Source organism: Actinoalloteichus fjordicus, assembly GCF_001941625.1.
Classification (GTDB): Bacteria; Actinomycetota; Actinomycetes; order Mycobacteriales; family Pseudonocardiaceae; genus Actinoalloteichus_A; species Actinoalloteichus_A fjordicus.
On sequence record NZ_CP016076.1, the window covers coordinates 4822271 to 4848576 of the forward strand.

Annotated in this window: 23 protein-coding genes; 20 read left to right on the forward strand and 3 right to left on the reverse strand. The window is 70.2% G+C overall.

Annotated elements, in window-relative coordinates; all coding sequences use genetic code 11:
* Positions 1 to 5 precede the first annotated feature (5 nt).
* The gene (locus tag UA74_RS20480) at positions 6 to 428 is read right to left on the reverse strand and encodes a helix-turn-helix domain-containing protein (protein ID WP_075741712.1); all 423 of its coding nucleotides are present in this window, start codon (positions 426 to 428) and stop codon (positions 6 to 8) included.
* 95 nt (positions 429 to 523) lie between these two features.
* Between UA74_RS20480 and UA74_RS20485 the strand changes: the two genes are divergently transcribed.
* From UA74_RS20485 to UA74_RS20520, 8 genes are all read left to right on the forward strand, one after another.
* Positions 524 to 742 (forward strand): VOC family protein, encoded by a 219-nt coding sequence (locus tag UA74_RS20485; protein ID WP_075741713.1) that lies wholly within the window; start codon positions 524 to 526, stop codon positions 740 to 742.
* Positions 743 to 1337: 595 nt separating this feature from the next.
* The gene (locus tag UA74_RS20490) at positions 1338 to 2480 is read left to right on the forward strand and encodes a N(5)-(carboxyethyl)ornithine synthase (RefSeq protein ID WP_075741714.1); all 1143 of its coding nucleotides are present in this window, start codon (positions 1338 to 1340) and stop codon (positions 2478 to 2480) included.
* Positions 2481 to 3117: 637 nt separating this feature from the next.
* Positions 3118 to 3318 (forward strand): cold-shock protein, encoded by a 201-nt coding sequence (locus UA74_RS20495; RefSeq protein ID WP_075741715.1) that lies wholly within the window; start codon positions 3118 to 3120, stop codon positions 3316 to 3318.
* 431 nt (positions 3319 to 3749) lie between these two features.
* Positions 3750 to 4358, forward strand: a complete 609-nt coding sequence (locus tag UA74_RS20500) for a TetR/AcrR family transcriptional regulator (protein ID WP_075741716.1) — start codon at positions 3750 to 3752, stop codon at positions 4356 to 4358.
* Entirely contained in the window at positions 4355 to 5062 is a 708-nt protein-coding gene (locus tag UA74_RS20505) for a GAP family protein (protein WP_075741717.1), read from the forward strand. The genes UA74_RS20500 and UA74_RS20505 overlap by 4 nt, the downstream gene beginning before the upstream one ends.
* 226 nt (positions 5063 to 5288) lie before the next feature.
* Positions 5289 to 5972, forward strand: a complete 684-nt coding sequence (locus tag UA74_RS20510; RefSeq protein ID WP_075741718.1) for a GntR family transcriptional regulator — start codon at positions 5289 to 5291, stop codon at positions 5970 to 5972.
* Between the two features lie 242 nt (positions 5973 to 6214).
* Positions 6215 to 7222 carry a 1-aminocyclopropane-1-carboxylate deaminase gene (locus UA74_RS20515; RefSeq protein WP_075765230.1) on the forward strand — a complete coding sequence of 336 codons (1008 nt, stop codon included), beginning with the start codon at positions 6215 to 6217 and terminating at the stop codon, positions 7220 to 7222.
* Positions 7223 to 7752: 530 nt separating this feature from the next.
* Complete coding sequence (locus UA74_RS20520) at positions 7753 to 11436, forward strand: S8 family peptidase (protein WP_075765232.1); 3684 nt, start codon at positions 7753 to 7755, stop codon at positions 11434 to 11436.
* Positions 11437 to 11842: 406 nt separating this feature from the next.
* Here UA74_RS20520 and UA74_RS20525 read toward each other — a convergent pair whose 3' ends face one another.
* Positions 11843 to 12694 carry a siderophore-interacting protein gene (locus UA74_RS20525; protein WP_157442298.1) on the reverse strand — a complete coding sequence of 284 codons (852 nt, stop codon included), beginning with the start codon at positions 12692 to 12694 and terminating at the stop codon, positions 11843 to 11845.
* Between the two features lie 275 nt (positions 12695 to 12969).
* Here UA74_RS20525 and UA74_RS20530 point away from each other — a divergent pair, with 275 nt between their 5' ends.
* A complete protein-coding gene (locus tag UA74_RS20530; protein ID WP_075765234.1) occupies positions 12970 to 13605 on the forward strand; it encodes an NADPH-dependent F420 reductase in 636 nt (211 codons plus the stop codon).
* A 138-nt stretch (positions 13606 to 13743) separates the two neighbouring features.
* Here UA74_RS20530 and UA74_RS20535 read toward each other — a convergent pair whose 3' ends face one another.
* Positions 13744 to 14367, reverse strand: a complete 624-nt coding sequence (locus UA74_RS20535; RefSeq protein ID WP_075765235.1) for a superoxide dismutase — start codon at positions 14365 to 14367, stop codon at positions 13744 to 13746.
* Between the two features lie 320 nt (positions 14368 to 14687).
* Here UA74_RS20535 and UA74_RS20540 point away from each other — a divergent pair, with 320 nt between their 5' ends.
* The 11 genes from UA74_RS20540 to UA74_RS20590 all read left to right on the forward strand — a co-directional run bounded on the left by UA74_RS20540 (position 14688) and on the right by UA74_RS20590 (position 26045).
* Positions 14688 to 15623, forward strand: coding sequence for a LysR family transcriptional regulator (locus UA74_RS20540; RefSeq protein WP_075741722.1), 936 nt, complete (start codon positions 14688 to 14690; stop codon positions 15621 to 15623).
* 532 nt (positions 15624 to 16155) lie between these two features.
* Entirely contained in the window at positions 16156 to 17166 is a 1011-nt protein-coding gene (locus UA74_RS20545) for an alpha/beta fold hydrolase (protein ID WP_075741723.1), read from the forward strand.
* The gene (locus UA74_RS20550) at positions 17163 to 18158 is read left to right on the forward strand and encodes a zinc-binding dehydrogenase (RefSeq protein WP_083683412.1); all 996 of its coding nucleotides are present in this window, start codon (positions 17163 to 17165) and stop codon (positions 18156 to 18158) included. Before UA74_RS20545 ends, UA74_RS20550 begins: the two co-directional genes overlap by 4 nt.
* A 225-nt stretch (positions 18159 to 18383) precedes the next feature.
* Positions 18384 to 18938 carry a flavin reductase family protein gene (locus UA74_RS20555; protein WP_075765237.1) on the forward strand — a complete coding sequence of 185 codons (555 nt, stop codon included), beginning with the start codon at positions 18384 to 18386 and terminating at the stop codon, positions 18936 to 18938.
* 117 nt (positions 18939 to 19055) lie between these two features.
* Positions 19056 to 20522 (forward strand): 4-hydroxyphenylacetate 3-hydroxylase family protein, encoded by a 1467-nt coding sequence (locus UA74_RS20560; protein ID WP_075765239.1) that lies wholly within the window; start codon positions 19056 to 19058, stop codon positions 20520 to 20522.
* Entirely contained in the window at positions 20519 to 20944 is a 426-nt protein-coding gene (locus tag UA74_RS20565; protein ID WP_075765241.1) for a RidA family protein, read from the forward strand. The genes UA74_RS20560 and UA74_RS20565 overlap by 4 nt, the downstream gene beginning before the upstream one ends.
* Positions 20941 to 21615 (forward strand): DUF1028 domain-containing protein, encoded by a 675-nt coding sequence (locus UA74_RS20570; protein WP_075741727.1) that lies wholly within the window; start codon positions 20941 to 20943, stop codon positions 21613 to 21615. Before UA74_RS20565 ends, UA74_RS20570 begins: the two co-directional genes overlap by 4 nt.
* 485 nt (positions 21616 to 22100) lie before the next feature.
* On the forward strand, positions 22101 to 23132 hold the full coding sequence (locus UA74_RS20575; RefSeq protein ID WP_157434336.1) for a TRAP transporter substrate-binding protein: 1032 nt from the start codon (positions 22101 to 22103) through the stop codon (positions 23130 to 23132).
* A gap of 44 nt (positions 23133 to 23176) precedes the next feature.
* Positions 23177 to 23953: a maleate cis-trans isomerase family protein gene (locus UA74_RS20580; RefSeq protein WP_075741728.1), complete on the forward strand. Its 777-nt coding sequence runs from the start codon at positions 23177 to 23179 to the stop codon at positions 23951 to 23953.
* Complete coding sequence (locus tag UA74_RS33030) at positions 23950 to 24771, forward strand: TRAP transporter small permease (protein ID WP_075765243.1); 822 nt, start codon at positions 23950 to 23952, stop codon at positions 24769 to 24771. The genes UA74_RS20580 and UA74_RS33030 overlap by 4 nt, the downstream gene beginning before the upstream one ends.
* Complete coding sequence (locus tag UA74_RS20590; protein WP_075741730.1) at positions 24768 to 26045, forward strand: TRAP transporter large permease; 1278 nt, start codon at positions 24768 to 24770, stop codon at positions 26043 to 26045. Before UA74_RS33030 ends, UA74_RS20590 begins: the two co-directional genes overlap by 4 nt.
* Positions 26046 to 26306 lie beyond the last annotated feature (261 nt).

The following is a 26306-nucleotide window of genomic DNA, read 5'->3' on the forward strand; positions in this document are numbered from 1 at the left end:
GGACGTTAATCAGCGGGCGTGGCGGTCGCTTCTCCGAAAGAACTCGGTCGCAGCCAGGACCTCGCGAAGCACGTCGGCACCGGGAGCAGGGCGACCCGACGCCGGTAGAAGGTGGGCGACTCGCCGACGATGTCCCGAAAGGTCCGGCTGAAGGTGCCGAGACTGGTGAAGCCCACGTCGAGGCAGACGTCGGTCACGCTGCGGTCGCTCTCCCGCAACAGGGCCATGGCGCGCTCGACCCGCCTGCGTTGCAGATAGCGGTGCGGCGTCTCGCCGAAGGTCGCCCGGAAGGTGCGGATGAGGTGGGTCTCGGAGACGTGTGCGATCCGAGCCAGCGCGGGGATGTCCAACGGCTGTGCGTAAGCGAGGTCCATCCGGTCGCGGACCCGCAGCATCCGGCGGTTGGACTCCTCCACGGCACGACTCATGCGCGGATTCCATCACGTGCGTCGGACGAGACGGGCCGTTGACCTCAGGGACTGGTTGAGCCGATCCGGTCCGGCCGAGCAGAGATCGATCTCCGATGGAGGAAGGTCGCAGGACCGTCGTGCTCGACCACACCATCGTCTGGGCCCCGGACCGACGGGCCTCGGCCGACATGCTGAGATCCGTGTTCGGCTTCGCGGCACCGGTCAAGCAGGGCCCGTTCCTCCCCGTCCGCACGGACAGCGACGGCATCCTGGACGTTCGCCGCCGGACCCGACGGCATCGGCGGCCGCAACCCGCAGCCCGCATGACGTAGGGTCAGTGCACCGAGACATCTCGTGCGTCGGCATTCGGTCCGACGCCGTCTCACGGCCCGCCGGTCAGACCGATCACGGATCGATCGACGGGGCACCGGAGACGGTCTCGCTCTCGTCGCCGTCGGGTGTGCGGGGCCGTCGAGCCCGCGCCTGAGACACCATCGGTCACCATGCCTGCACCGCCGGGCGCTCCTCCCGTCGGAGAGGCGCCGGACGCGCGATCAGCACGCACGACACGGCCGGAAGGCCGGTGTGTGAGCGCCGAGTCGAGCGCGGCCGAGCGAACGATGCACTCGAGTACGCGGGCCTCGGCGAGCCGTTCGACGGCACGATCCGTCGTCTTCGGGCCTGACGGCAGGCCGGCCTCGACGCGCCCGCACGCGGAGCCGGGAATCAGATCGGCACCGAACGGTTCGGATGAGCATCCCGACCGAGATGACGTGCGGGACGCACGGCGGGCCCACGGGCGCCGACAGCGGTGCCCGCGCCCGCCGACAGGCGTCGACTTCCAACGCCTCGCGGCGGAGCGAAGGCAGCGGACCGTTCGTCGGGCCTGCCGCCCCACAGACCAGGGATCGACCAGCAGGGAGCACCGTGAGTCAACTCAGTCTCGGAGTCATGTCGGGGTCGCGCAAGGAGAACGAGCGCAGACTGCCGATCCATCCACTGCACGTAGACCGGATCGAGGCGGGCCTGCGGGACCGGATCTTCCTGGAACAGGGCTACGGCAGCCGGTTCGGCGTGTCCGACGAGCAGCTGGCCGCGCACATCGGTGGAGTTCGGCCCCGTGATCAGCTGCTCGCGGAGTGCGACGTCATCCTCCAGATCAAGCCGCTGCCCGCCGACTTCGCCGAGCTGCGACGCGGCCAGGTGCTCTGGGGCTGGCCGCACTGCGTCCAGAACGAGGAGATCACGCAGCTCGCGGTGGACGGCGGACTGACCCTGATCGCCTTCGAGGCGATGCACCACTGGCAGGCCGACGGCGGGTTCGGCCTGCACGTGTTCCACAAGAACAACGAACTGGCGGGCTACTGCTCGGTGCTGCACGCGCTGGAGATCATCGGCAGCACCGGCGACTACGGTCGCAGGCTCCGGGCCGTCGTCATCGGCTTCGGGGCGACCGCCAGGGGCGCGGTGACCGCCCTGAACGCCCACGGCGTGCACGACGTGGACGTCCTCACCAATCGCGGTGTCACCGCCGTCGGCTCGCCGATCCACTCGGCACGGATCGTGCACGTCGAGCACGACGGCGACGACCCGCGCGGCAGCCAGGCGGCGACCGACGGGGTCCGGGTGCCGCTGGCGGACTTCCTGGCCGAGCACGACATCATCGTCAACTGCGTGCTCCAGCAGACCGACTCGCCGCTGACCTTCCTCGTCGGGGAGGATCTGAGCGCCTTCGCGCCGGGGAGTCTGATCGTCGACGTCTCGTGCGACGAGGGGATGGGCTTCGACTTCGCGCGGCCGACGAGCTTCACCGAGCCGATGTTCACCGTGGGCGACGGCATCCGGTACTACGGCGTGGACCACAGTCCCTCGTATCTGTGGAACTCCGCCACCTGGGAGATCAGCGACGCGGTCCTGCCCTATCTGCGGACGATCCTGGCCGGGCCTGCGGCCTGGGAGGCCGACGAGACCGTGCGGCGGGCGGTGGAGATCCGGGACGGCGTCATCCGCAACCCCGGCATCCTGTCCTTCCAAGGACGGTCGCCGGACTACCCGCACGCGCGCAGCTGAGTAGGCGAGCCGCGCGCCGAGCCGACCGCAGACCCGTGGACTCATCCGCACGCGCGCGGCTGAGCCTCGGGGCGGCGGCAGGTTCGCGGCGGCAGGGGGCAGGGAGCGAGCCGCCCGGCGCCGAGTTCGGACGCGGCGATCGGCCTCGGGTCCGAGGGCACGGACCGCCCCTGCGGACGCGCTGCCCTGGGCGTCGAGGCGACGTCTAGGGCCTGCCGCCGAGAAACCCCGGAGCCCGCCGTGGCCGCGCAGGCACCCGGGGGAACACGCTCGAGGAGAAGTCGCCGTCCCGATCAGGGGAATCGATCCGCCCCGGGCCGAACACCCCGGCTGAGCTGCGCCGTCACCCCCTCGCCCCGCATCCGGCCGGGGCTGGCTCACGAGTTCTTCGCCCGCGCCGCTGCCGAGATGATCGTGACGTGCGACACTCTACGGCGTCGTGGGGAACTAATAGGCTGTCGATCGGGTTGGACAGGGTGGTCGTCAGCTTTGTGTTCGTGTTTCACCACGCTCGCGGAAACGATGTTGCGGGCGCGCCGTCTCTGTTCTTGCAGGCCAAGCTGGAGAAGTCGCCGTCTGAGACCCGACCCGGGAACCGCACGGTGCGGACCCGTTCTGGCCCTGCGAAGGAGCAGACATGGCACAGGGAACCGTCAAATGGTTCAACTCGGAAAAGGGCTTCGGCTTCATCGCTCAGGAGAGCGGCCCTGACGTGTTCGTGCACTACTCGGAGATCAGCGGTGACGGCTACCGCTCGCTCGAGGAGAACCAGCGCGTCGAGTTCGACATCAACCAGGGCCCGAAGGGCCCGCAGGCTGTCGCGGTCCGCGCGGTCTGAGAACTTCCTTCTTAGCTCCGACCAGCGGTTTCGCTGACGCGGACTTCGAAGTGCCGATGCCCCCGACCCGGCTGGGTCGGGGGCATCGGCGTTTCCTGGGGCCGGGTGCGCGGCGTTGGTCGCCGGGCGGTGCACCGGACGACGTCTGCCATCACGACTACCGGCGCATGGCGCGAGACCCGCCGCCGAACGGGCGTGCTCTAACCCGCCGCTTTCGCCCTCTTCGTCTCATCAGACCGGCCGCGCCGGTCGGCCGGACATGACGACCCGCCCGTCGGTGATCGGCAGTGCCGATCTGACGGACCTTGCCGACGCCTCCAGTGCGCAGCCCCATGGTCGCCTCCTGACCTGCGCCCCATGAGCAGGAGGAACGACCCGCGCGCTGGGGAACCGCCCAGCACAAAAAAATAATACCGTGTTATTTTTACCCCATGGCACGAACCGCAGACACCGAAGCTCGACGCAGGCAGGTGGCCGAGGCCCTCCTGCGCGTCATCGCCCGAGACGGGCTCGCCGGGGCGAAGCTGGCGAGCGTCGCCGCCGAGGCTGGAGTGTCGATCGGGTTGGTGCAGAGCTACTTCCGGTCCAAGGACGAGCTGCTGCGTTTCGGGATCGAGCACATGTGCACGCGGGCCCTCGAACGCATCGCAGAGACGCCCCACGGGCAGACGGTCCGCGAGACGCTCCTCTCGGTCATGGACACGCTGCTGCCGCTGGACGAGGACCGCAGGCACGAGCTGGCGGTCTGGCTCGCCTTCCTCCCGACCACGCTGATCGATCCCGAGATGCGCCGTATCCACCAGGCCAACAGCAGGCAGTTGCTCGACGCGCTCGCCGCGGGCTTCGCCCACGCCCAGGAGATCGGCGAACTCGACGAGCGACGCGATCCGCACGACGAGGCCGCCGCGCTGGCGGCGTTCACCGACGGCCTCGCCGTGCACCACCTCGCCACCGGTGACGACTTCGACCGCGACCGCATCCAGCGGCTGCTCACCAACCACCTCGACCGCGTCTTCTCCGAAGGAACCCGCACGCCATGACCACCGCACTCGCCTTAGGGCTGATCGGCCTCGCCCTCGTCGACAGCACCAGTATCGGCACGCTGTTCATCCCCATCTGGCTGCTGCTCGCGCCCGGCCGGGTCCGGCTCGGCCGCTTCGCCGTCTATCTCGGGACCGTCGTCCTCTTCTACTTCGCCGCCGGGCTGTTCATCATGCTGGGCGCCGATGCCGCCCTGTCCCTGCTCGACACGCTCCTCGCGGGCATCGATCAGACGGTCCTGCGCAGTGTCCAGCTTGCGGCGGGCATCATCCTGCTGATCCTCAGCTTCCGCATGACCTCCAAGCGCCGTCAGGAGAAGGGTCCCGGCCGTATCACCCGCTGGCGGGAGCGCGCGCTCACCGAGGAAGGCCACGCCCCGTCGCTGATCTCGCTCGCCCTTGCCGCCGCAGGCATGGAACTGGCGACCATGCTGCCCTACCTCGCGGCCATCGGGCTGATCGTCACCTCCGGTATCGGCTGGGGCGGCATCACGATCAGCCTCGCCGTGTACTGCCTGGTCATGGTGCTTCCGGCCGTCGTGCTCGTCGTCGCCAGGCTCCTCGCCCACGAGCGGATCGATCCGCTGTTGCAACGGATGAACGCCTGGATGACCAAGAACGGGAACGAGACCATGAGCTGGATCGTCGGGATCGCCGGGGTCCTGATCGCCCTGAACGCCGTCGAGGCGCTCTTCGGCGGGTGAGCGGCCTGCCGCGAGGTCACGGGCACCGTCGGCGCCGGTGGAGCTCCCTGCCGGACCGCCGTCGGATCGGCCTAGCCATGCCGTCGGGCTCACCGCATGCGCCGCCTGCTGTCTGTCGCCGACGCCCGAGACGCGCGATGAGACACCCGCAGGCGGCGCATCCGCCGGGCAGCCCATCGACCCCGGCTCCTTGACGCCGAGTTAAATGCAGTGTGCGATATACCGCATGCCGGTACCCCAGGTTCACCACGTCATGGCGAGATCGCTGCTGCGCGACGAGGCGTACCGGGCGATCCGCGACGCGATCGTCGACGGCACCCTCGCCCCCGGCGAGCGTCTGCTGGACACCGAGCTGATCGACTGGCTCGGGGTGAGCCGCACGCCCATCCGGGAGGCGCTGGCCCGGCTGGAGCAGGCCGGACTCGTGCGATCCAAGCCGGGCCGCTACACGATCGTCGCCCCGCTGGACGTCCGGGCCACCCGCGAGGCTCAGTCGGTCGCCGCGGCCCTGCACGAACTGGCCGTCCGCGAGTCGGCGGCCGCGCTGACCGACGTCGAGCTGTCGCTGATGCGTGCGGCGAATCAGCGACTCGCCGACGCCCTGCGCGCCGAGGACGTCGACGGCGCACTGACCGCCGACGACGAGTTCCATGCCGTCCCGGTGATCGCGGCGGCCAACGAGACGCTGCGCTCGATGCTCGACCAGGTCACCCCGCTACTGCGCCGGGTGGAGCGGGTGCGGTTCTCCTCGTTGGCGGGCCGGGGCTCGGTCGCCCAGCACGCCAGGATCATCGAGCTGTGTGCCTCGGGCGACGTCGAGGGCGCGGCCGCCGCCACCCGCCACAACTGGGAGACCCTCGAACCGCTGCTCGCGGCCCACGAGGACGGCGAGGACGCGGCGATGTCGTGATCGGCACGACGGCCCTGGCCGCCCACGATGCGCCGCAGCCGACGCCTTCGCAGCCGGGCCGCCGCCTGCTGCCCGCTCCGGCGATCGATCGGACGGCGGTCCGGCGGCAGCACCCGCCACTCGTCCTCGACGCCGCAGGAACTCCCATCGGGAACAGCCCCGGCGCCGCCAGCCCGCTCGCACCCTCCCCTGTCCCCGTCCCGTTCCCCACGAGACCGTCATCGACCCGAGGAGCGTCAGCCATGTCCATCGAGGACTTCCCCCGGTATCCGCTGCTGTTCGGCCCCAGCCCGGTGCACCCGCTGGAACGACTGACCGAGCGGCTGGGCGGGCCGAGGATCTGGGCCAAGCGCGAGGACTGCAACAGCGGGCTGGCCTTCGGCGGCAACAAGACCCGCAAACTCGAGTACCTGGTGCCCGACGCGCTGGCGCAGGGCGCGGACACACTGGTCTCGATCGGCGGCATCCAGTCCAACCACACCCGCCAGGTCGCGGCGGTCGCGGCGCGGCTCGGGCTCAAGGCGCGGTTGGTGCAGGAGAGCTGGGTGGACTGGCCGGACCCGGTGAACGACAAGGTGGGCAACATCCTGCTGTCGCGGGTGATGGGCGCCCAGGTCGAACTCGTGACCGCCGGGTTCGGCATCGGGTTCAAGGAGAGCTGGGAACAGGCGCTGGCGGACATCCGCGACCAGGGCGGCACGCCGTACGCGATCCCGGCCGGGGCCTCGGATCACCGGCTCGGCGGGCTGGGTTTCGCGAACTGGGCCGCCGAGGTGCAGCAGCAGGAGCGGGAACTCGGGGTCTTCTTCGACACCGTCGTCGTGTGCAGCGTGACCGGCTCGACGCAGGCGGGCATGATCGCCGGGTTCGCCGGGCAGGACCGCCCACGTCGAGTGATCGGCATCGACGCCTCGGCCGAGATCGACGCGACGCGGGCCCAGGTCGAGAAGATCGCCCGCGCCACCGCAGAGCTGATCGGGCTCGGCCGCGAGCTGCGCGACGAGGAGATCGAGGTGCGGGCGGGCTGGGCGGGCGAGAAGTACGGCATCCCGGTCGACTCGACGCTCGCGGCGATGCGACTCACCGGCAGCCTGGAGGGCATGATCATCGATCCCGTCTACGAGGGGAAGTCGATGGCCGGACTGATCGACCTCGTGCAGGAGGGCGACATCCCCGCCGATGCCACCGTGCTCTACGCGCATCTGGGCGGCCAGCCCGCGCTCAACGCCTACAGCGGACTCTTCGCCTGACGCCGGGCAGGCCCGATCGTGCCTGGGCCGTCGGCTCCCGGCGAGCCGTGCCGAGTCGTCAGGCTGATGAGCCGGGCTCGCCGCCTGGTTAGCACGCGATTCCGTTCCCCGTGCACCGCAGCGGGACACCTCGTCCGCCCGGCCCAGGTGCGCTGTCGCACCGGTCTGGTCGTCCTCCTTGTCGCCGAAAAGTGCACCTTCTCGGGGGGCCACGCCGGATGCGGCCGGTAGGCGCACTTGATGTGTGCGCAGACGTGGAACGCAGCGACCGTCGATCCCCGAGGAGACCCGGGCGGCGGGCACCGGTCGAGCCTCGACGACCAGGCTCGGTGCACCAACGAAAACTCCGCACCCGCGATCGCACCGCCAAGGCCGGATTCCGTCCGGACCGGGCTCGATGACGGTCGTTCAGACAGCCGATCTCCAGCAGAGTAGATCTTCAGGCAACCTTAATCGGCCTTCCCGCGTACAGGCAGCAGCGACTTCGTCGGCCCGACAGTGACGGCCGACGGTCGACTATGGAGGCTTGAATGCGATTACGTGCCTTACGGTCGGCGGCCGCCCTGGCCGCCGTGTTCGCGGTGGCGGTGCCCGCCGCCGCGCTGGGAGCCGGTCCGCCCGACGGCCCGCCCCCGGCGGGCGGGCCGAGCGGCGCGCCGGGACAGACCGGGCCGGTGCGTTCGGTCACCCTGATCACCGGGGACCGGGTGCTGTTCACCGAGGACGGCGACGAGGTCAGTGTGGTCTCGGTGCAGCAGCCGGTGGAGCGGCGCGGCATCAGCTGGATGCGCACCTGGGACGACTCCGGCGTCTCGGTACTGCCGTCCGACGCCCTGCCGCTGGTGGCGGCGGGCAGGCTGGACGAACGGCTCTTCCACATCACGACGCTGGTGGACCAGGGCCTCACCGACGACGAGCAGGACGACCTCCGGCTGATCGTCACCGACGGGGCCGACGACGCCGAGGGCGTCGGGATCTTCGGCACCGCCACGCTGCCCGAGGTGGCCGAGATCGAGACCTCGCTGCCCGATCTCGGGATGCAAAGCGTGTCGGTTCCTCGGTCGGACACCCCAGAGTTCTGGTCGGAGCTGACCGCCCAGCCCACCACGTTCGCCGACTCTGCGGAGAAGCTGTGGCTGGACGGGCGTGTGCAGGCCAGCCTGGACGTCAGCGTGCCGCTGGTCGGCGCCCCCGAGGCCTGGGAGGCGGGCTACACCGGCGCCGGGGTTCGCGTGGCGGTGCTCGACACCGGCTATGACGCCGAACACCCGGATCTGGCGGGCAGAGTCGTCGCCGAGGAGAGCTTCGTCGAAGGCCTGCCGGTCCAGGACGGTAACGGCCACGGCACCCACGTGGCAGGCACCATCGCAGGCACGGGTGCCGCGTCCGACGGGAGCTACCGGGGCGTCGCGCCCGACGCGGAGCTGATGATCGGCAGGGTCCTCGACGACGGCGGCGGCGGTTTCGAGAGCGAGATCATCGCAGGCATGGAGTGGGCCGCCGAAGAAGGCGCACAGGTGGTCAACATGAGCCTGGGCGGCGGCGCCTACGGTGACGACGATCCGATGGTCGTGACGCTGAACAGCCTGTCCGAGACGCACGGGACACTGTTCGTCACGGCGGCGGGCAACTACGGCGCGCGCGGGTCGGTGGGCAGCCCCGCCGTCGCAGATGCCTCGCTCGCGGTCGGCAGCACCACCAAACAGGACGAGCGCAGCGACTTCTCCAGCCAGGGTCCCCGCCCGTGGGACTTCGGGCTGAAGCCGGAGATCGCCGCACCGGGCACCGACATCACCGCGGCGGGTGCCGCAGGCGCCGGTTCCGACTATCTGACGATGTCGGGCACCTCGATGGCCGCCCCGCACGTCGCTGGTGCCGCCGCCATCGTCGCGCAGGCACACCCGGAGGCGGCAGGCGAGGAGCTGAAGTCCCGGCTCGTCGGCAGCGCGCAGCCGTTGGCCGACATCAGCGTGCACGCTCAGGGCGCGGGCAGGCTGGACGTCGCCCGCGCGGCAGCCCAGCAGCTCCGCGCCGAGCCCGCTGCGCTGGGCATCGGCAGGCTGGCCTGGCCGCACGACCCGGCCGAGCCGACCATTCGAACGGTGACCTACCACAATCCGACGCAGGACGACGTCGAACTGACGCTGTCCGTGGCGGTCGACGGACCGCACGACATCGTCGCGCTGGAGGCGGAGACCGTCGTGGTGCCCGCCCACGGCAGCGCCGACGTCGACGTCCGGATCACACCGAGCAGCGAGGTAACCGGGGAGTACACCGGACGGGTGATCGCCGAGGCGGGTGAGGACCGACTGGTCACGCCGCTGTCGGTCCACGTCGAGCCGGCGGCCTATGACGTCTCGGTCGAGGTCACCGACAGCGCGGGCGAACCCAGCGACGGTCTGCTCATCGTGCAGGACCGCGCAACGGGCGCCTCGAACATCGTGTATGCCTCCGATGGTCCGAGTGCCCGGCTCTACGCGGGCGAGTACCGAGTGATCGGCTTCGGAATCCGCTTCCAGGACGGCGAGCAGGAGGCGGAGACCACCGCGATGGCCCTCGACTCGTTCACCGTGGAGCCGGGTGCCGCGCTGCGGCTCTCCGGACAGGACGGCCAGCCCGTCGAGATCGGCATCGAGGGAACCGACGACCTCGCCCAGAACCTGGGGTCGGTGATCCTGGAGTCCACAGTGGTCCCGGAGCTGGCCACCGGAATCCAGGCGGATGCCGTGCGGGAGAACCTCGTCATCCCGTCGGGGGCGGTGCCGGACCTGGAATACCACTACTCCGGCTTCTGGGGAGTGCCGTGGGCCTCGGCGACCGTCCTCGGTGACGACGGGTTCACCCTCGGCTGGGCACTGGAGCAGTCCATCGAGGGCTTTGACCTCAGCACGACGGGCACCGTGGTCGACGTCACCCAGCTGGCGCCGGAGGACTTCCCCGACCTGACGGGGATGATCCCGCTCATCGCCGACACCGAGTACGTCTTCGACGATGCCCACCATGCCGCGCTGGTGGAGTCGTCGAAGCGACACGGCGCCGAGCTGGTGCTGTCCCACAATTACATCGAGGACCTCTCGGTGCTGCCCGTGGTGCAGGTCTTCCACCCCAACGACATCGAACGCCTGCTGTCCCGGCTGGAGACCGGCCTGAGGGACGTCTCGGTGACGCTGACCTCCCAAAGTCCGGTCGGTTATCACCTCGCCGACTCGGTCTTCGACGGGCTGAGCGCCGAGGCGACGGACTGGCGGTTCGACCCGGCGGAACTCGCCGAGGTCGAATCCGTCCAAAACCATCCGCTGGGCAGCGGACGGGAGTGGACGCCCGTGGCTTACACCATCGACGGCGGGATCTCGTTCGCCGTGGAGTCGCCGCGTCGTACGCCGCATCGGCGGACCGACTACTTCTCCGCCGACGTCGAATGGGCCACCGTCACCTCGCTCGGTCACGACGAGGAGACCGGCGAGGGCTATGCGGAGCTCGAGACCGTCTTCGAGGCCCGGCCCGCCGGGCCGAATCCGGCGCACGGCATCTGGGTCGGCCCGCTGGGCCCGTCCCTGCCGACCGTCCGGTACTCGGCCGAGGGCCTGGTGCCCCCGGTGTTCCGGCGGGACGACGTGCTGACCGTCGAGGTGCCGATGTTCGGCGACAGCGAGCCGCGCAACATCGCCTACCCGCACGAGGTCGACACCGGCAGCACGGTGCTCGAACAGGACGGCGCCGAGATCGGTCGCAGCGACTCGGCCGGCCGGGGCTCCTTCCGGCTGCCCGCCTCCTCGGACGGCTGGTTCGAGCTGTCGGCGACCGGCGTCCGGGACGCCGACTGGTGGCCGATCTCCACCGAGGTACAGGCGGACTGGCGTTTCCAGTCGAGTCCGGCCGAGGCGGGCACGATCGCGGCCCCTCGACTGCTCGACGTCCGCTACGGCCTCGAGCTGGACCAGACGAACTCCGCCGCCGCCGGAACACCGGTGGGCGGTTCGGTGACGGTCGGGGCTGCCGAGGGCGACTCGCCGGTCACCGAGCTGGCACTGTCCTACTCACTCGACGACGGGGCCACCTGGCACGAGGCCGCGACGCAGCAGGAGGGCGAGGCATGGACGGTGGAGATCCCGGCCGCAGCCGAGGGCGAGCATGTCTCGCTCCGCGTGGCGGCCGAGGACGAGAGCGGCCACGCCGTGACCGAGACGATCATCCGCGCCTACGCGGTGCGGTGAGGTGTCTCGGCGGCAGGCGGCCGAGCTGATCACGGCCGCCCGTTGGCTCAGGGTCTGATCGGTCGGGACTGACCGACGTCCCGTGCTCGTCACCGCGTCCGCGCGGCGACGGCGCGGGCGGTCCGGACCCACCCACCAGGCTCGGCGTGGTACGCGAACTCGCGTACCACGCCGAGCTGTCGACGGCCGGGGTTCGACGAGGCCGGGAAAGCCCGTCGCGCGCAACGGTGAGGGCGGCGCGACCTGCGTCGATCCGAGACCGCTTACGCCGCCGGGACGGGGAGGCTCTCGTTCCCGGCGGCCGTGGCGTCCCGGCGGCGGACGGGTCCCACCGGCAACACCCGAGAAGCGGCGCGTCCCGACGGGCCGGGCGACGAAGCGGCGGCGGGCGGCAATGTCGTCTCGCTCATTCCCGGCTGCGTCCGAGCCGCCAGTAGCCGGAGAACATGATCCGACGGCGATCGACCCCGCGTTCCTTCACGAGGTGTCGGCGCAGTCCGGTGGCCAGTGCCGACTCGCCACAGGCCCAGGCGTAGCCGAGGCCGTCGAGCGGAATGTCCCGCACGGCGTCGAGCAGTCGGGACCCCGGCGCGTCGCTCCCCCGGTACAGCCAGGTCACCGGGATCGGCGAGTCGACGGGCTGCCGATAGTCGGCAGCAGGCAGCTCGACGAAGGCCCGGACATCGACGTCATCATGCGGAAGGGATTCGAGGATCGAGGACAGCGCGGGCAGTGCCGTCTCATCGGCGGCCAGCAGTCGAAGTCCCGCACCGGTCCTCGGCCGGTAGGTCGACGTACCGGCCCGGAAGCCTGCGACCGCGCCGGGCAGCGCGGCGCCCGCCCAGCGGGACGCCGGTCCGGTGTCCCCGTGCAGCACGAAGTCCACGTCGATCTCGCCCACGTCGGCGCGCAGGGCTCGCACCGTGTACCAGCGAAGTTCGGGGCGTTCGTCCGGCGAGATCCCTCGGATCGCCTGCCGCACGTTGAGCCGATCCGCGTCGGGCATGGCGAGCGCGGCGCCGTGCCGGGGTGGGATCAGCAGGCCGAAGTACTCGTCAGGGCCGGTGAGGCCGAAGGTGTGGAACCCGGGCGCATGGAAGGTGATCCGACGCAGGTTCGGCGCGAGATCCACCACCCGGTCGACCGTCATCGGGAACTGGTGGAACTCGCGGCGCTCGTTGGGCGGGGCCATCACCAGCGACACCGCCTTGGTGAGCACGGTGTGCTGGATTCGCTCGAACCTCGAAGGGCTGGACACCGGACCTCCCGAACCAAGACTAAAGAAGTGAGGCTAGCCTAACCTTTCTAGCCGGGGCGCCGAGTGGCACATCGCGACGACGTGCGCACCGCCGCCGCGCGGAAGGGCACAGCGCGGGCAGGGAAACGCGTGCGAGGGCGGAGCGGTGCGCGGGTGCGGTGGCGCGTCGTCAGCCGAGCCGACGCACGGGAACGCGGTTCGACGTCGTCCACCGATTCACCCGCCTGGGGCTCGTCGAACGGAATACCGCACGGGACCTCGGGGTTGCCGTACCCATGACGGACATCGGCTTCATCGGAGCGGGCCACATCGGCGGCGGCCTGGCGCGACGCGCGGTGGCAACGGGCTATGACGTGGTGATCAGCAACTCGCGGGGCCCCGAGACACTGCGCGACCTCGTCGCGGAACTGGGCGAGCAGGCCACGGCAGGCACGACGGCGGAGGCTGCGGAGGCACCGATCGTCGTGGTGAGCATTCCCCTGAAGGCCTACGTGGCGGTGCCGCCCGCCGCCGTGGCAGGCAGGATCGTGATCGAGACGAACAACTACTACCCGCAGCGCGACGGCCGGATCGCCGAGCTGGAGGCGCGGGAGCTGACCAGCTCCGAGCTGCACGCCAGACACTGGCCCGCCGCCAGGGTGGTCAAGGCCTTCAACGCGATTCCGGCGGCGGAGATCGCGACCGACGCGAGTCCGACAGGCACGCCGAATCGCCGGGCGATCCCCATCGCGGGCGACGACGCGGCGGCCAAGGCCGAGGTCACCGAGTTGATCGACCGGCTCGGCTTCGACGTGGTCGACGTCGGGACGCTGGCGGAGAGCTGGCGGATCGAGCCGGGCACCCCGTCCTACGGCGTCCGCGAGAACGCGGCGCAGGCCGAGGCGAGCATCGCCGCCGCTCGACGACTCTGATCGTCGCCCGCCGGGCGAGTCGACATCGGACAGTCGTCGACACGCCCCGGCAACACCGCGCCGGATGCGGACGTGGCAGCGGGGCTGCGGGCCGGTGCACCCCCAGAATTTGCACCGGCCCGCCGCAGGCGCGACGACTCAGGAGGCGGGCAGCAGCAGGCCGTTGCGGCCCGCACGAGCGTCGACGAACCGGCGCTCGACCTCTGCCCAGTTCACGACGTTCCACAGCTTGGCGATGTAGTCGGCCTTGACGTTGCGGTACTGCAGGTAATAGGCGTGCTCCCAGATGTCGAACACCAGCAGCGGTGTGGTGGTGATCGCCAGGTTGGAGTGGTGGTCCTTGAGCTGCTGGGTGATCAGCCGCTCGCCCACCGGGTCCCAGGCCAGCACGCCCCAGCCGTTGCCCTGGATGGAGACGGCGCTGAGCTGGGCGCGCAGGCCGTCGAAGGAGCCGAAGTCCTCGTCGATCGCGGCGGCCAGCTCGCCGGTGGGCTTGTCGCCGCCGTCCGGGCCCAACACCTTCCACCAGATCAGGTGCAGCGAGTGGCCCGCGAGGTGGAAGGCCAGCGTGGTCTGCAGGCCGACGATCGAGCTGAAGTCGCCCTTGTCCCTGGCCTCGGCGATCTTGTCGATCGTGTCGTTGGCGCCCGTGACATAGGCGGCGTGGTGCTTGCTGTGGTGCAGCTCGTTGATCTCGCCCGCCACGGCGGGTTCGAGGGCCGCATAGTCATAGTCGAGTTCGGGCAGTACGTAGCGGGCCATGGAGAAGCTCCAGTCTCGTGGTGTCGATTCACCTCTCAGCCTCGAACCTCTACCGTTGTGGAGGTCAAGTCCGCAGGCATGTGAAGCCGATCACCGGCCTTCGGCGGCACGCAGGGCCGCCGTATCCGCCTGCGGCGGCTGCTCCCCGGTAGCGGCTCTCCCGGCGTCCGATCCTTTCGGCCGCCCCGATCGTCCACCCCGCAGCCTGCGGCGGACGCTGCCGGCTGCGGACGGCGACCACCGCGAACAGTAGGCTTCCCACCTGCGCCTGGGCCGTCGTCTCCATCGCGGCCGAGGGGTCCCAACGAGGAGGGAGCCGTATGAGGGCCGTCCCCGACGTCTCGCTGACCCAGCTCCGATACTTCGTGCGGGCGGCCGAGCGGGGCAGCATGACGCGCGCCGCCCAGGACCTCATCGTCGCGCAGTCGGCCGTCTCCACCGCCGTCGCCGCGCTCGAACGAGAACTCGGTGTCCAGCTCTTCATCCGCCAGCATGCGAAGGGACTGATCCTGACCCGCGCGGGCACGCTGATGCTCCGACACAGCAGGCTGCTGCTCGGCGGGCTCGCCGAGGCGTTCGAGGAGGTCAGCGGGGAGGCGGCCGCCGTGGCAGGTCCGCTCGCCGTGGCCTGCTTCAGCACCCTCTCGCCGTTCTACCTTCCCTCGCTGCTCAGCGATCTGAGCGACGCCTACCCCCGGCTCGACGTCAGCGTGCACGAGATCGTCGCCGACAAGGTGGAGGAGTCGCTGCGGTCCGGTGCCGTGGAGATCGCCTTCACCTACGACCTGGCGCTGGGCGACGACGTGGCGAAGGAGGTGCTCACGACGATCGCCCCGTATGTCGCCCTGCCGATCGATCATCCGCTGGCGACCGGTGCGAGCGTCGCCCTCGCGGATCTGGCCGAGGAGCCGATGGTCCTGCTGGACCTGCCGCACAGCCGCGACTACTTCCTGTCGATGTTCTCCTCGCTCGGTCTGAGCCCGACGATCCGCTACCGCTCGCAGAGTTTCGAGACGGTGCGCGCGCTGGTGGCTCGACGGCACGGCTTCGCCCTGCTCAATCAGCGTCCACAGTCCGACCTGTCCTACGACGGCGAACGGGTGCTGTGCGTCCCGGTGGCCGACGACGTTCCCGCGCTGCACATCGTGCTCGCCTCCCTCGGCTCGCTTCGGCAGACTCGGCGAGCGGCGGCCTTCGCCGAACGCGCCCGCGCGGTCGTCGCCGCACTGGCCGATCGCGACGGCACCACCCGGTGATCACCCGTCCCCACGGGAGGTGACCGGCAGGCAGGCGAGGTCGTGGCGCAGGCCCGCGCCGGAAGGACCCCGGAGCGCGTCCGCGTCCCGCAGGCTCATCGAGCCGGGCCACCATCGTGACTGCGCTGGCTCGGCGAACACGGCCAAGACGTGACATCGCGATGAACAATGCATCTGGCTCGCAGATTCAATGATTCGCATTCCTGTTCTTGCATCGAATCCTCGCTGAATCAAGGATGAGAAGAGAACACCGCCGCCGGACCCAGCCGACAGCCGATCGACGCGAGACCGCCTTGACCCTGACACCGAGATCCGAGACGTCGATGCAGGTCGGCAGGCCGACATCGCGTTGGTCGGTGGGCGGCGCCGCTCCGGCGCGTAACCGCCGTCTTCGCCGACCCCGCCCACGAAAACAGCCGGGAATGGCGGCCGGATCGGGTCCGACGACCACCGGGACGACGACGTCCCCGAATTCCCGCGCCGGGCCGATTCCCTCGGCCACGCCGCTGCGGCAGAGAGGACACCCGCACTCGTGATCCCGGAAGCGTTCCGCCCCGCCTATACGCAGACCCCGGTCGGGCGGGTGCACCACGTCGCCTACGGCGAGGGTCCGCCGCTGGTGCTCATCCACCAGACCCCGAGGTCGTGGACGGAGTTCGGCCTTCTCATCCCGGAACTGACCGGACACACGCTGATCGCGCCGGACCTGATCGGGTTCGGCCAGTCCGCTCCCGCAGGCGAGCACTCGATCGCCCGCTATGCCGCAGGCGTCCTCGGGGTGCTCGACTCCCTGGGAATCGAGCGATTCGACCTGCTGGGACACCATCTCGGCGGACTCGTCGCCTACCACCTCGCGGGCACGCACCCGGATCGCGTGCGCCGTCTCGTGCTGTCCTCCACGCCCTACCTCGACGCGCCGGAGCGCGAGCGACGCGCGAGCAGGCCTGCGGTGAACTACGTGCCGCCCCGCGAGGACGGGGGACACCTCGCCGACATGTGGCGCCGACGTGCCGCCTACTCCCCCGCCGACCGACCGGACATCCTGACCGCCTACGTCCGCGAGGCGGTCGAGCACGGCGACCGCGCCGAGGTCGGGCATCACGCCGTCACCGCCTACCACTCCGAGGACCTTCTCGGCCGCTTCCGAGGCCCGGTGCTGTGTCTGGCCTCGGCCGCCGACCCGTTGGCCTTCCCCCGGCACGACCGCATCCTGGCCGCCTTCCCCCAGGCACGGGAGGTGATCTTCCCGAGCGGCACCGTCTCGGTGATGGAGCAGCTCCCCGCCGAGGTCGCCGACGTGGTCCTGCCCTTCCTGGCCGAGTCGGCCTTCGACGGCGACCCGGCGTCCCAGGGGGAGGCGCTGCCTGTCGGGGACCCGACGGCTGCCGACGACGCGGTGCCCCTCGGCGACACGGCACCCCTCCGCGACACGGCGCCCGACCGTCGACAAGGGACGGGAGCGGAGCCGGGAGACGCTACTCGGCCCGAGGTCCCACGGTCGGCGCAGGCGAGAGCCGCGTACGGCTCGGCGGGCGTCTCATGAGCATGATGCGCGCGGTCGTGGCCACCGGGGCGGGCGGCCCGGAGGTCCTGGAGATCCGGGAACTGCCCCGCCCCACCCCCGGACCGACGGACGCCCTGATCGAGGTGATCGGGGCGGGGATCAATCGGGCGGAGATCCTGCAGCGCTCCGGCGTCATGCCGTTGACGGGCCCGAACGCCGTGCCGGGGTTGGAATGCGCGGGCGTCGTCCGGGCGCTCGGCGCCGAGGCGGCCCGCGAGGGTCGGCTGCGGATCGGGGACCGGGTCGGCGCGCTGACCGCGTCCGGGTCCTATGCCGAGTTCGTCAGCGTCCCCTCGGGCGCCTGCCTGCGGCTGCCCGCGTCCCTCGAGGACACGGTCGCCTCGGCGCTGCCGGAGGCCGCCGCCGCAGCCTGGTGGAACCTGATCGCGCGGGGGCGGCTGCGGGCAGGCGAGTCGGTGTTGATCCACGGTGCGGCGGGCGGCGTGGCAAGCCTCGCCGTGCCGCTGGCCTGCTCCGTCGGAGCCCGCGTCCTCGCGACGGCGCGGGGTGCGACGCGACGTGCGCACTGTCTGCGGCTGGGCGCCCAGGCCGCCTTCGACCCCGAAGACCCCGAGCTGGCCGCCCAGATCAGGGCTGCGGCACCGGGTGGCGGGGTGGACGTGATCCTGGACAACGTCGGCGGACCGACGCTGCGTACCAATGTGGAGCTGCTGGCCTCGGGCGGCAGGCTGGTGGTGCTCGGAGTTCAAGGGGGCGGGATCGGCGAACTCGACCTCGGTGCGCTGATGGCCCGAGGCGCCGAGGTCTCCTCGAGCAGCCTCGGCAGGCTCTCCTCGCGGCAGCGCGCCGACATCTGCGCACGGGTCGAAGACGAGGTGATCCCGCTGGTGGCGTCGGCCGAGGTGCGCCCGGTGGTAGCCGCCGAGTATCCGATGACGGCCGTCCGGGCCGCGCACGAGCACTTCGAGCGCCGGGATCGCGTCGGCAAGGTCGTGCTGCGCATGCGGTGATCCGCACCGACGCCCACGGCGGCGCGGGCCGGGGCAGGCACGGCGGGCGGCAACGCACAGCACCCGCCGAGCCGAACCCCCGCGACCCATTGAATCTGAATTTCAGATCTACCAATACTGAAAGACCTCTTTGCTTTATCCAGCGAGGCCGCACACAGTCGTTTCGACACCGCGAGCAGCCCATCGCGGGCCAGTCCCAGCTGAGGAGTGAGCCGGTTGACCGAGATGCTGACGACCGATGCACCAGCGGAGACGATCGCGGCGGCGTTCTCCCGCGCGATGGGGTGCTCCGCGACGCCCGTGACGATCGTGACCACCGACGGACCCGCAGGCCGCTTCGGCCAGACCGTCAGTGCGATGACCAAGGTGTCGGAGGCCCCGCCGATCGCGATGATCTGCCTGCACCGCAGGAGCCCCGCCGTCGACGCGATCCTGCGCAACGGCACCTTCTGCGTGAACGTGCTCGCCGACGACCAGGATGCCGTCGCCGACAGCTTCGCGGGCAGACCCCGGGCGGGCGCGGGACGCTGGGACTTCGACTGCGCCGAGTGGGCGTCGAGTCCGCAGGGCGGCCCCCGGCTCGTCGGCGCGCTGTCCGCGCTGCACTGCACGGTCCACCGCGTCACGGAGATCGGCTCACACCGAGTCTTCTTCGGCGAGGTGGTCGACGTCGCCCGTGCTCAGGCCGACCCGCTGGTCTACCTCCGGCGCGGCTATCACCGAGTCGCCGAACTGGACACCGCGATCGGCGAGCCGCGCTCCGGGCCGACGTCGCACTGACCCCTGGCAGGGCCGACCGCAGCCCCGAGAGGGCCCGCCCGCGCCCCGCCGCCCCGGCCCACGACCGAGCAAGGTCGGCCACCCGACCTGCCGCCCCACCTGATGAGGAGAACTTCGATGATCCGCACCGGCGACGAATACCGGGACTCGATCCGGCAGGGTCGCGAGATCTGGATGGACGGGGAGCGTGTCGACGACGTGACCGTGCACCCCGCGTTCAAGCCGATCGTGGACCTGCGCGCCCGCATCTACGACATGGCGCACGAGGAGGCGACGCAGGACGTCATGTCCTATGTCGACCCCGAGACCGGCGACCGCAACTGCATCGCCAACAAGCTGCCGTTCACCCGGCAGGACTGGCAGGACAAGCGACAGGCCGTGGACCGGGTGCTCGACGAGGCGCGCGGCGTGATCACACGCGTCGGTGACGAGACCATCGGCGAGATGTGGTCGCTCTACGACGGACAGGACGTCCTCAACGAGGTCAACCCCGACTTCTCGGAGAACATCCGAAGGCACATCCGTCGCGCGGTGACCGACGACCCGTTCCACATCTCGGCGAACACCGATCCCAAGGGCGACCGCTCCAAGCGACCGCAGGACCAGGACCCGGACATGCTGCTGCACGTGGTCCGGGAGACCGACAACGGCATCGTGGTGCGGGGGGCCAAGTACGAGACGGCGGCGCCGTATGCCAATCAGGCCTTCACCAAGCCGACCATCGCCAACTGGGGTGACAGCGCGCTGTCGGACTACGCCGTCGGGTTCGTGATGGACATGAACTCGCCCGGCCTGCGGTACATCTGCCGGACCGGATTCGCGGGCCGCCGACCCGCCGTCGACTACCCGCTGGCCAACCGGGTCGACGAGGTCGAGGCGCTGGTGATCTTCGACGACGTCGAGGTGCCGTGGGAGAACATCCTGTTCTACCGGCACACCGCCGCCGCGACCTTCATCCGCAGCACCCTGCACCGCTACAGCGCCTTTCCCTACGTGCAGCGCAGCGTCCGCATGGCCGATCTGATGATCGGCGCGGCGCTGTGGAACGTGCGGCAGACCGGACTGGAGCGGAACCCCGCCGTGCAGGAGAAGCTCGCACAGCTCGCCTGCTACCGGGAGGGGATCAACGCTCACCTGACGGCGGCGATCGCCAACGCCGAGGACAGCCCCGGCGGCCTGCTGATGCCCAACCAGTCGCTGCTCTACGCCGGTCGGGTCTGGGCGCAGACCCAGCTCCCGCAGATGATGCACCACGCCCGAGAGCTGTGCGGCGGCCAGATCTGCATCACCCCCGACGCCGCGTCCTTCGCCGAGCCGGGTCCCGGTGAGTGGCTGGACAAGTACTACTCGATCAACGACGACTGGAACTCCGACGACCGTCGCAGTCTGCTCGCCTTCGCCCGTGACCTGCTGAACAGCGACTACGCCGGACATCGGCTGACGTTCCAGCTCTTCGCCCAGGCGCCGCCCTTCGCCCACTACCAGGCCGTCTACCGGAACTTCGACTTCGACGGGCCGCTGGACCTGGTCAAGAAGGCCGCCGAGCTGTCAGACAACGTGCTGGGGTCGGGGGCCGCCCGATGAGCGTGCATCGACGAATCCGCCCGTTCAACACCCGCGACACCTATCCGGAGCAGGATCTCGACAACGATCTGTGCCAGGCGGTGGTGGCGGGCGACACGGTCTACGTGCGCGGCCAGATCGGCCAGGACCTCGACACCTCGGCCACCGTCGGAATCGGCGACGTCACCGCGCAGACCGAGCAGGCGATGCACAACATCAACCTGCTGCTGCGAGAGGCAGGCTCGGAACTGAGCCACATCGTCAAGATCACCGTGTACCTCGTGGACGTGCGTTATCGGGAGTCGGTGTACCGCACCGTCGGACGGTGGCTGACGGGCGTCTTCCCGGTCTCCACCGGAATCGTGGTGCACGCGCTGGCCCGGCCGGAGTGGCTGGTGGAACTCGACGTCACGGCCGTCATCCCCAGAGAGGATCGCGCATGACCTTCTCCCTCGCGGCGTTCGACGCCGACACCGGCGCCTTCGGCATGGTGATCTGCTCGTCCTCCCCCGCCGTCGCCGCCCGCTGCCTGAACCTTCGAGTCGGGGTGGGCGCGGCGGCCTCGCAGAACGTCACCGATCCCCGGCTCGGCCGCGAGCTGCTGGACCAGCTTGAGGCGGGACGCTCCGCGTCCGAGGCGATCGACGCGGTGACCACCGGACGCGTCGACATCGAGTATCGGCAGCTCACCGTCCTGGATCGGACCGGTCACGCGGCGGCCTACTCGGGGGCACGATCGCTGGGCAGCCACCAGCATGCCGTCGGCCCGGGTGCCGTCGCCGCAGGAAACATGCTGGCGAGTCCGGCGACCGTCACCGAACTGCTGCACGGCTACCTGGAGTCCGAGGGGGCCGGGCTCGAGGACCGGCTGTTGTCGGGCCTGCGCGCCGCCATGGCCGCAGGCGGCGAGGAGGGCCCGGTGCACGCGGCCGGGTTGGCCGTGGTCACGGACGTGGCGTGGCCGGTCACCGACCTGCGGGTGGACTACGCCGACGACCCCGTGACCAACCTGACGACGCTGTGGGACCGGTGGCGGCACCAGCGGGACGACTACCGTCTGCGGGCGTTGAACCCCGGTGCGGCACCCTCCTATGGCGTGCCGGGCGACCGCTGAGGCGCGACCGGGACCGTAGGGCAGCAGGACGACGGTCCGGGGCCGGGCCGCCGTCGCGATGGTCCACGGCCCGGCGCCGAGCCGCCCGTGACCGGGATCGACGGGCGGCTCGGCGGACGCAGGGCAGACGACACAGTCCATCCGAATCAACCCGAAAACGGGTTTCCGTCGTGTTTCCAAGAATGACCGGACAATGAATTACGGCAATGTTTCCCATGGATCGCCTATCGCGATGGACTAGCCCGGAAATCTCTGTTTGACAGGCGCGACCAGGTCCGGAAAAGATGAAGTCACCAGCCGCGATCGGCCCGGCAATACCGGACACACACCACGACGCCTCGACCACTCGCGCAGCCGAATGAATTCGTCGATCAAATTCGGAAAGTAGCCGGTCGAATACGCCGAGGACAGCGGGTTGACCCGTGCCGTCGCCGCCCGGCGAGCCCGGATCACCCGCGATCCGACCGAACGAAAGAGAGTTGAACGTGACTGTCGTCTCCGCCCGGTTGATCCGCGCCGTCGTGCCCATGAGCGTCGGAATGCTTGCCCTGAGTGCCTGCGCGACCGCAGCGCCGAGCGGACCGCTGGAGGTCAGCGCCGAGAGTCCGCTGGAGATCGTGCTGGCGGTCGAGACCACCGCAGGCGATCCGCTGGCCGACATGCTGAACCTCTTCGCCGACAAGCTGGAGGCGGAACTCGGGGACCAGGTCGAGGTCACTCGGCATCTCGGCGGCGCGGTCGGCAACGAGACGGCCACCCTCGAGGCGCTGCGGGCAGGCACTCTCGACGTCGTCGTGGTCGGTTCAGACATCAGCAACCTCGATCCGACCTTCGAGATCATGGAGATCCCGTTCCTGTTCTCCGATCGGGCGACCGTCGGCGAATTCCTGGACGGCGAGTTCGGCACCGAACTGAGTGAATCACTCACCGAGAGCACCGGCCTCCGAGTGCTCTCATTCGGTGAGAACGGATTCCGACACGTCACGAATAATCGGCGTCCGATCGAGACGCCCGCCGATCTGGCAGGCTTGAAACTCCGGGTGCCGGAGGTGCCCGCCAGGGTGACCACGTTCACGAGACTGGGCGCGGTGCCCACCCCGATGAGCATCAATGAGATCTACATCTCGCTCGATCAAGGGGTGCTGGACGGGCAGGAGAATCCCTTGAAGGTCATCGACGGCTTCTCCTTCGATGAGAAGCAGCAATACCTCTCGCTGACCGGACACATCTACAGCCCCGCCTATCTGACGATGAATGCCGAACTCTTCACCGCGCTGCCCGAGGACGTCCGCGCGGTCGTGCAGACCGCCGCCGACGAGGCCGCACAGGAGAGCCGGGACCTCGGCGAGGCGGCCGACGCGGAACTGATCACGCAGTTCGAGGCGGGGGGAATGACGGTCAACGAGATCGACACGGCGGCCTTCCGATCAGCGGCCGAGGAGATCTGGACCGAGTTGCAGGCGGGCATTCCCGGCGACTACGCGGGCCGGGTCCTCGACGCCTACGCCGCCGAGTGAGCACGTCCGCCACTTTCACGTCAATCGATGTCAGGAGAGAACGCGTGAGACCAGTCTTCGCGCCGGACGCGATCCCGGCGCACCATCGGGTCGGACTCGTCTACATGGCGTCGAGCACGGTGATGGAGCCCGAGATGTACGCCATGGCCGCGCGGGGCGTCTCGATCCACACCAGCAGGCTGACCCTGCCCGCCGTCACCGTCGAGGGCATCGACGCGATGATGCGATCGCCGGAACTCGAGACCGCCGCGCGACTGGTGGCACAGGCTCCGCTGGACGCACTCGTCTTCGGCGGCACCAGCGCGTCGTTCCTGCACGGCACCGCCTGGGATCGCGCCCTGGTGGACCGGATGACGGAGTGGAGCGGGCTGCCCGGCCGAACGACCACCACCTCCACGGCGAGCCTCGCGGCGCTCAAGGCCGTCGGCGCGGGCCCGATCACGCTGGTCACGCCGTACGTGCCCGAGGTCATCGCCCGCGCGGAGCGCTTCTTCGGCGAGAACGGCCATCCGGTGCTCGCCAGCCGAGGCCTGAGCGTCACCGACGATCACGCCCTCGCCGAGATCCCCTTGGAGCAGGTCTTCGAACTCGCCGTGGAGGTCGACGTCCCCGAGGCGAGCGCCGTGTTCATCAGCTGCACGAACCTGCACAGCGTCGGCGTGATCGCCGCGCTGGAGGCGGAGTTGGGCAAACCGGTGATCAGCGCCGTGCAGGCGTCGTTCTGGCACTGTCTCGAACTCGTCGACGTCGACGGGGCCGCACCCGGCTACGGCAGCCTGTTCGACGGCAGACTCGCTCACGGCGCGGACGGCGCGCCGTGAGCGGCGACCGCGCCGGGTCGCCCGAACTCGTCGAGACCGAGGCGGACGCGGTCACCCGGCCCAGCCGGTTCCGCACGGTGCGGATCATCGACCACACCGTGGAGGCGCTCGCGGCGGCCTGCCTGGTGGTGATCACCCTGATCCTCTTCTGGAACGCCACCAGCAGGTACCTGTTCGACAGCCCGATCGGCTGGGCGGAGGAGATCGTCACCGGGATGCTGCTGTGGCTCACCATGCTGGGCCTGGTCATCGCCGCCCGCCGCAACGATCTCATCATCGTCCGCGTGGTCGTGCGTCGCTTCAGCACCTCGGTGCAGGTCTGGCTGAAGCTCGCGGCGGACACGGTGTCCGCCGTGGTGTTCACCCATCTCGCCTGGGTTGGCTGGCAGTACCTGCTGGTCTTCGGCTCCGATCGCAGCGCCTACCTGCGGCTGCCGAGGGGATTCTTCGTCGCCGCGCTGCCGATCGGCGCGCTCGCGGTCGCGATCGTGCTGCTGCTGCAACTCCGCTCGGCACACGAGGCCGTCGAGCGATGGACCTCCGAGTCGGCATCGGAACCGCGCGACGGCGCCGGGATCGACCGGAGGACAGGCCGCCGCGCAGGAACCGGGAGCGGCTCCGACCCCGGCGACGGGGTACAGCCCGACGCGCGCGCCTCGTCGAGCCCGGCAGGTCCCGCCGCCCGTTCCGACCCGGCCGCCGGCCCTGCGCCGAACCCGGTTTCGGACGGCGCGGGATCGACCGCCCGGCAGGCGGCCGACCCGCCGCAGACCTCGCCCCCTGCGTCATCCACCGGATCGGCAGGTGACCCCGAATGACGGTCCTCATGGTGATTCTGCTGCTGCTCGGGCTGGCGGCGCTCGGGGTGCCGCTGATCGTGTCGGTCGCGGGCAGCGTCGCGGTCTACATCGCGCTCGAAGGCGAGTGGATGCTGTCCTATCCGCAGCAGGTGATCGCCGGAATGGACGGGTTCATCCTGTTGGCGATGCCGCTGTTCATCCTCGCCGGGGTGGTGATGAACTCGGGCGGGATCTCCACCAGGATCTTCGAGTTCGCCCGCGCACTGGTCGGCCCGCTGCCCGGCGGCCTCGCCCAGGTCAACGTGCTGACCAGCGTCTTCTTCGGCGGCATGGTGGGCACCTCGGTCGCGGATCTGGCAGGCACCGGCTCGGTGGTCATCCCGCAGATGAAGCGCAACGGCTATCCGGCGAGCTTCTCGGCGGCGGTCACCGCCTCGTCCTCCGGCATCGGCCCGCTCCTGCCGCCGTCCTCGCCGATGATCCTCTACTCGGCGGTCACCGGGACCTCGCTCGGCGCGTTGTTCCTGGCCGGGATCATTCCCGGCGTGCTGCTGGCCGTCGTGCTGATGATCCTGGTGGCCGTCCAGTCGAAGCGGCACGGCTGGGGTTCGGTACAGCACTTCCGCCTCCGCGAGGTGCTGCGCACCCTGCGCGGCTCGATCCTCGCCTTCGGCACGCCGCTGATCATCGTGGGCGGGCTGACCCTCGGCGTCTTCACGCCGACCGAGTCCGGGGCCTTCGCGGTGATCTACGCGGTCGTCGTCGCGATGTTCGTCTACCGCTCACTGAGCCTGCGCAGGCTCTATCGAGCCCTGGTGTCCTCGGCGGTCCTGACCGGCGAGGTGATGCTCATCGTTGGCGTCTCAGTCGCACTGGGCGCTGCGCTGTCCCGCGCCGGAGTCCCCCAGGCCCTGAGCCGGCTGATCACCTCGATGGCGCCGGACGGCTCGCAGATCGTGGTGCTGCTGATGCTCGCCGCGATCTGTCTGATCGCCGGGATGCTCCTCGACCCGCTGATCCCGGTGATCATGCCGGTCCTGCTGCCCACCCTGCTGATCGCGGAGATCGACCTGATCCAGTTCGGCGTCATCGCGGTGCTGACCGTCGTCATCGGTCAGGTGACCCCGCCGGTGGCGATGTCCCTGGTCGTCGCGGGCAAGATCGGCAAGGTCGACGCCTGGGACGTCTTCCGCGCCAACACCCCCTTCCTGGTCGCCACGCTCGGCCTGCTCGCGCTGGTGATCATGCTGCCCGGCCTGTCGACCTGGCTGCCTTCGCTGCTGGGGAGTTAGGCGGCCTGCCGCGAGAAGTCACGAACACGAACACCCTGACCGACGCGCTCGCTCCGCGTCGCCCGATGTCTGCCGTCGAACGGCATCGACGGCCCTGCCGCCGGTAAGGCCTGTTCGCGACCGCCGGTTCCCACCCCAGGATGCCGCCGGGCGTCGCGGTGGCGACGACACCGGCGATCCGGCTTTTTCGCGGTGCATCGTGGGACTACCGCGATATTCGAGAGCCGAGCCGAGGCCACGAATTCGACGGCCCCGGTGCCG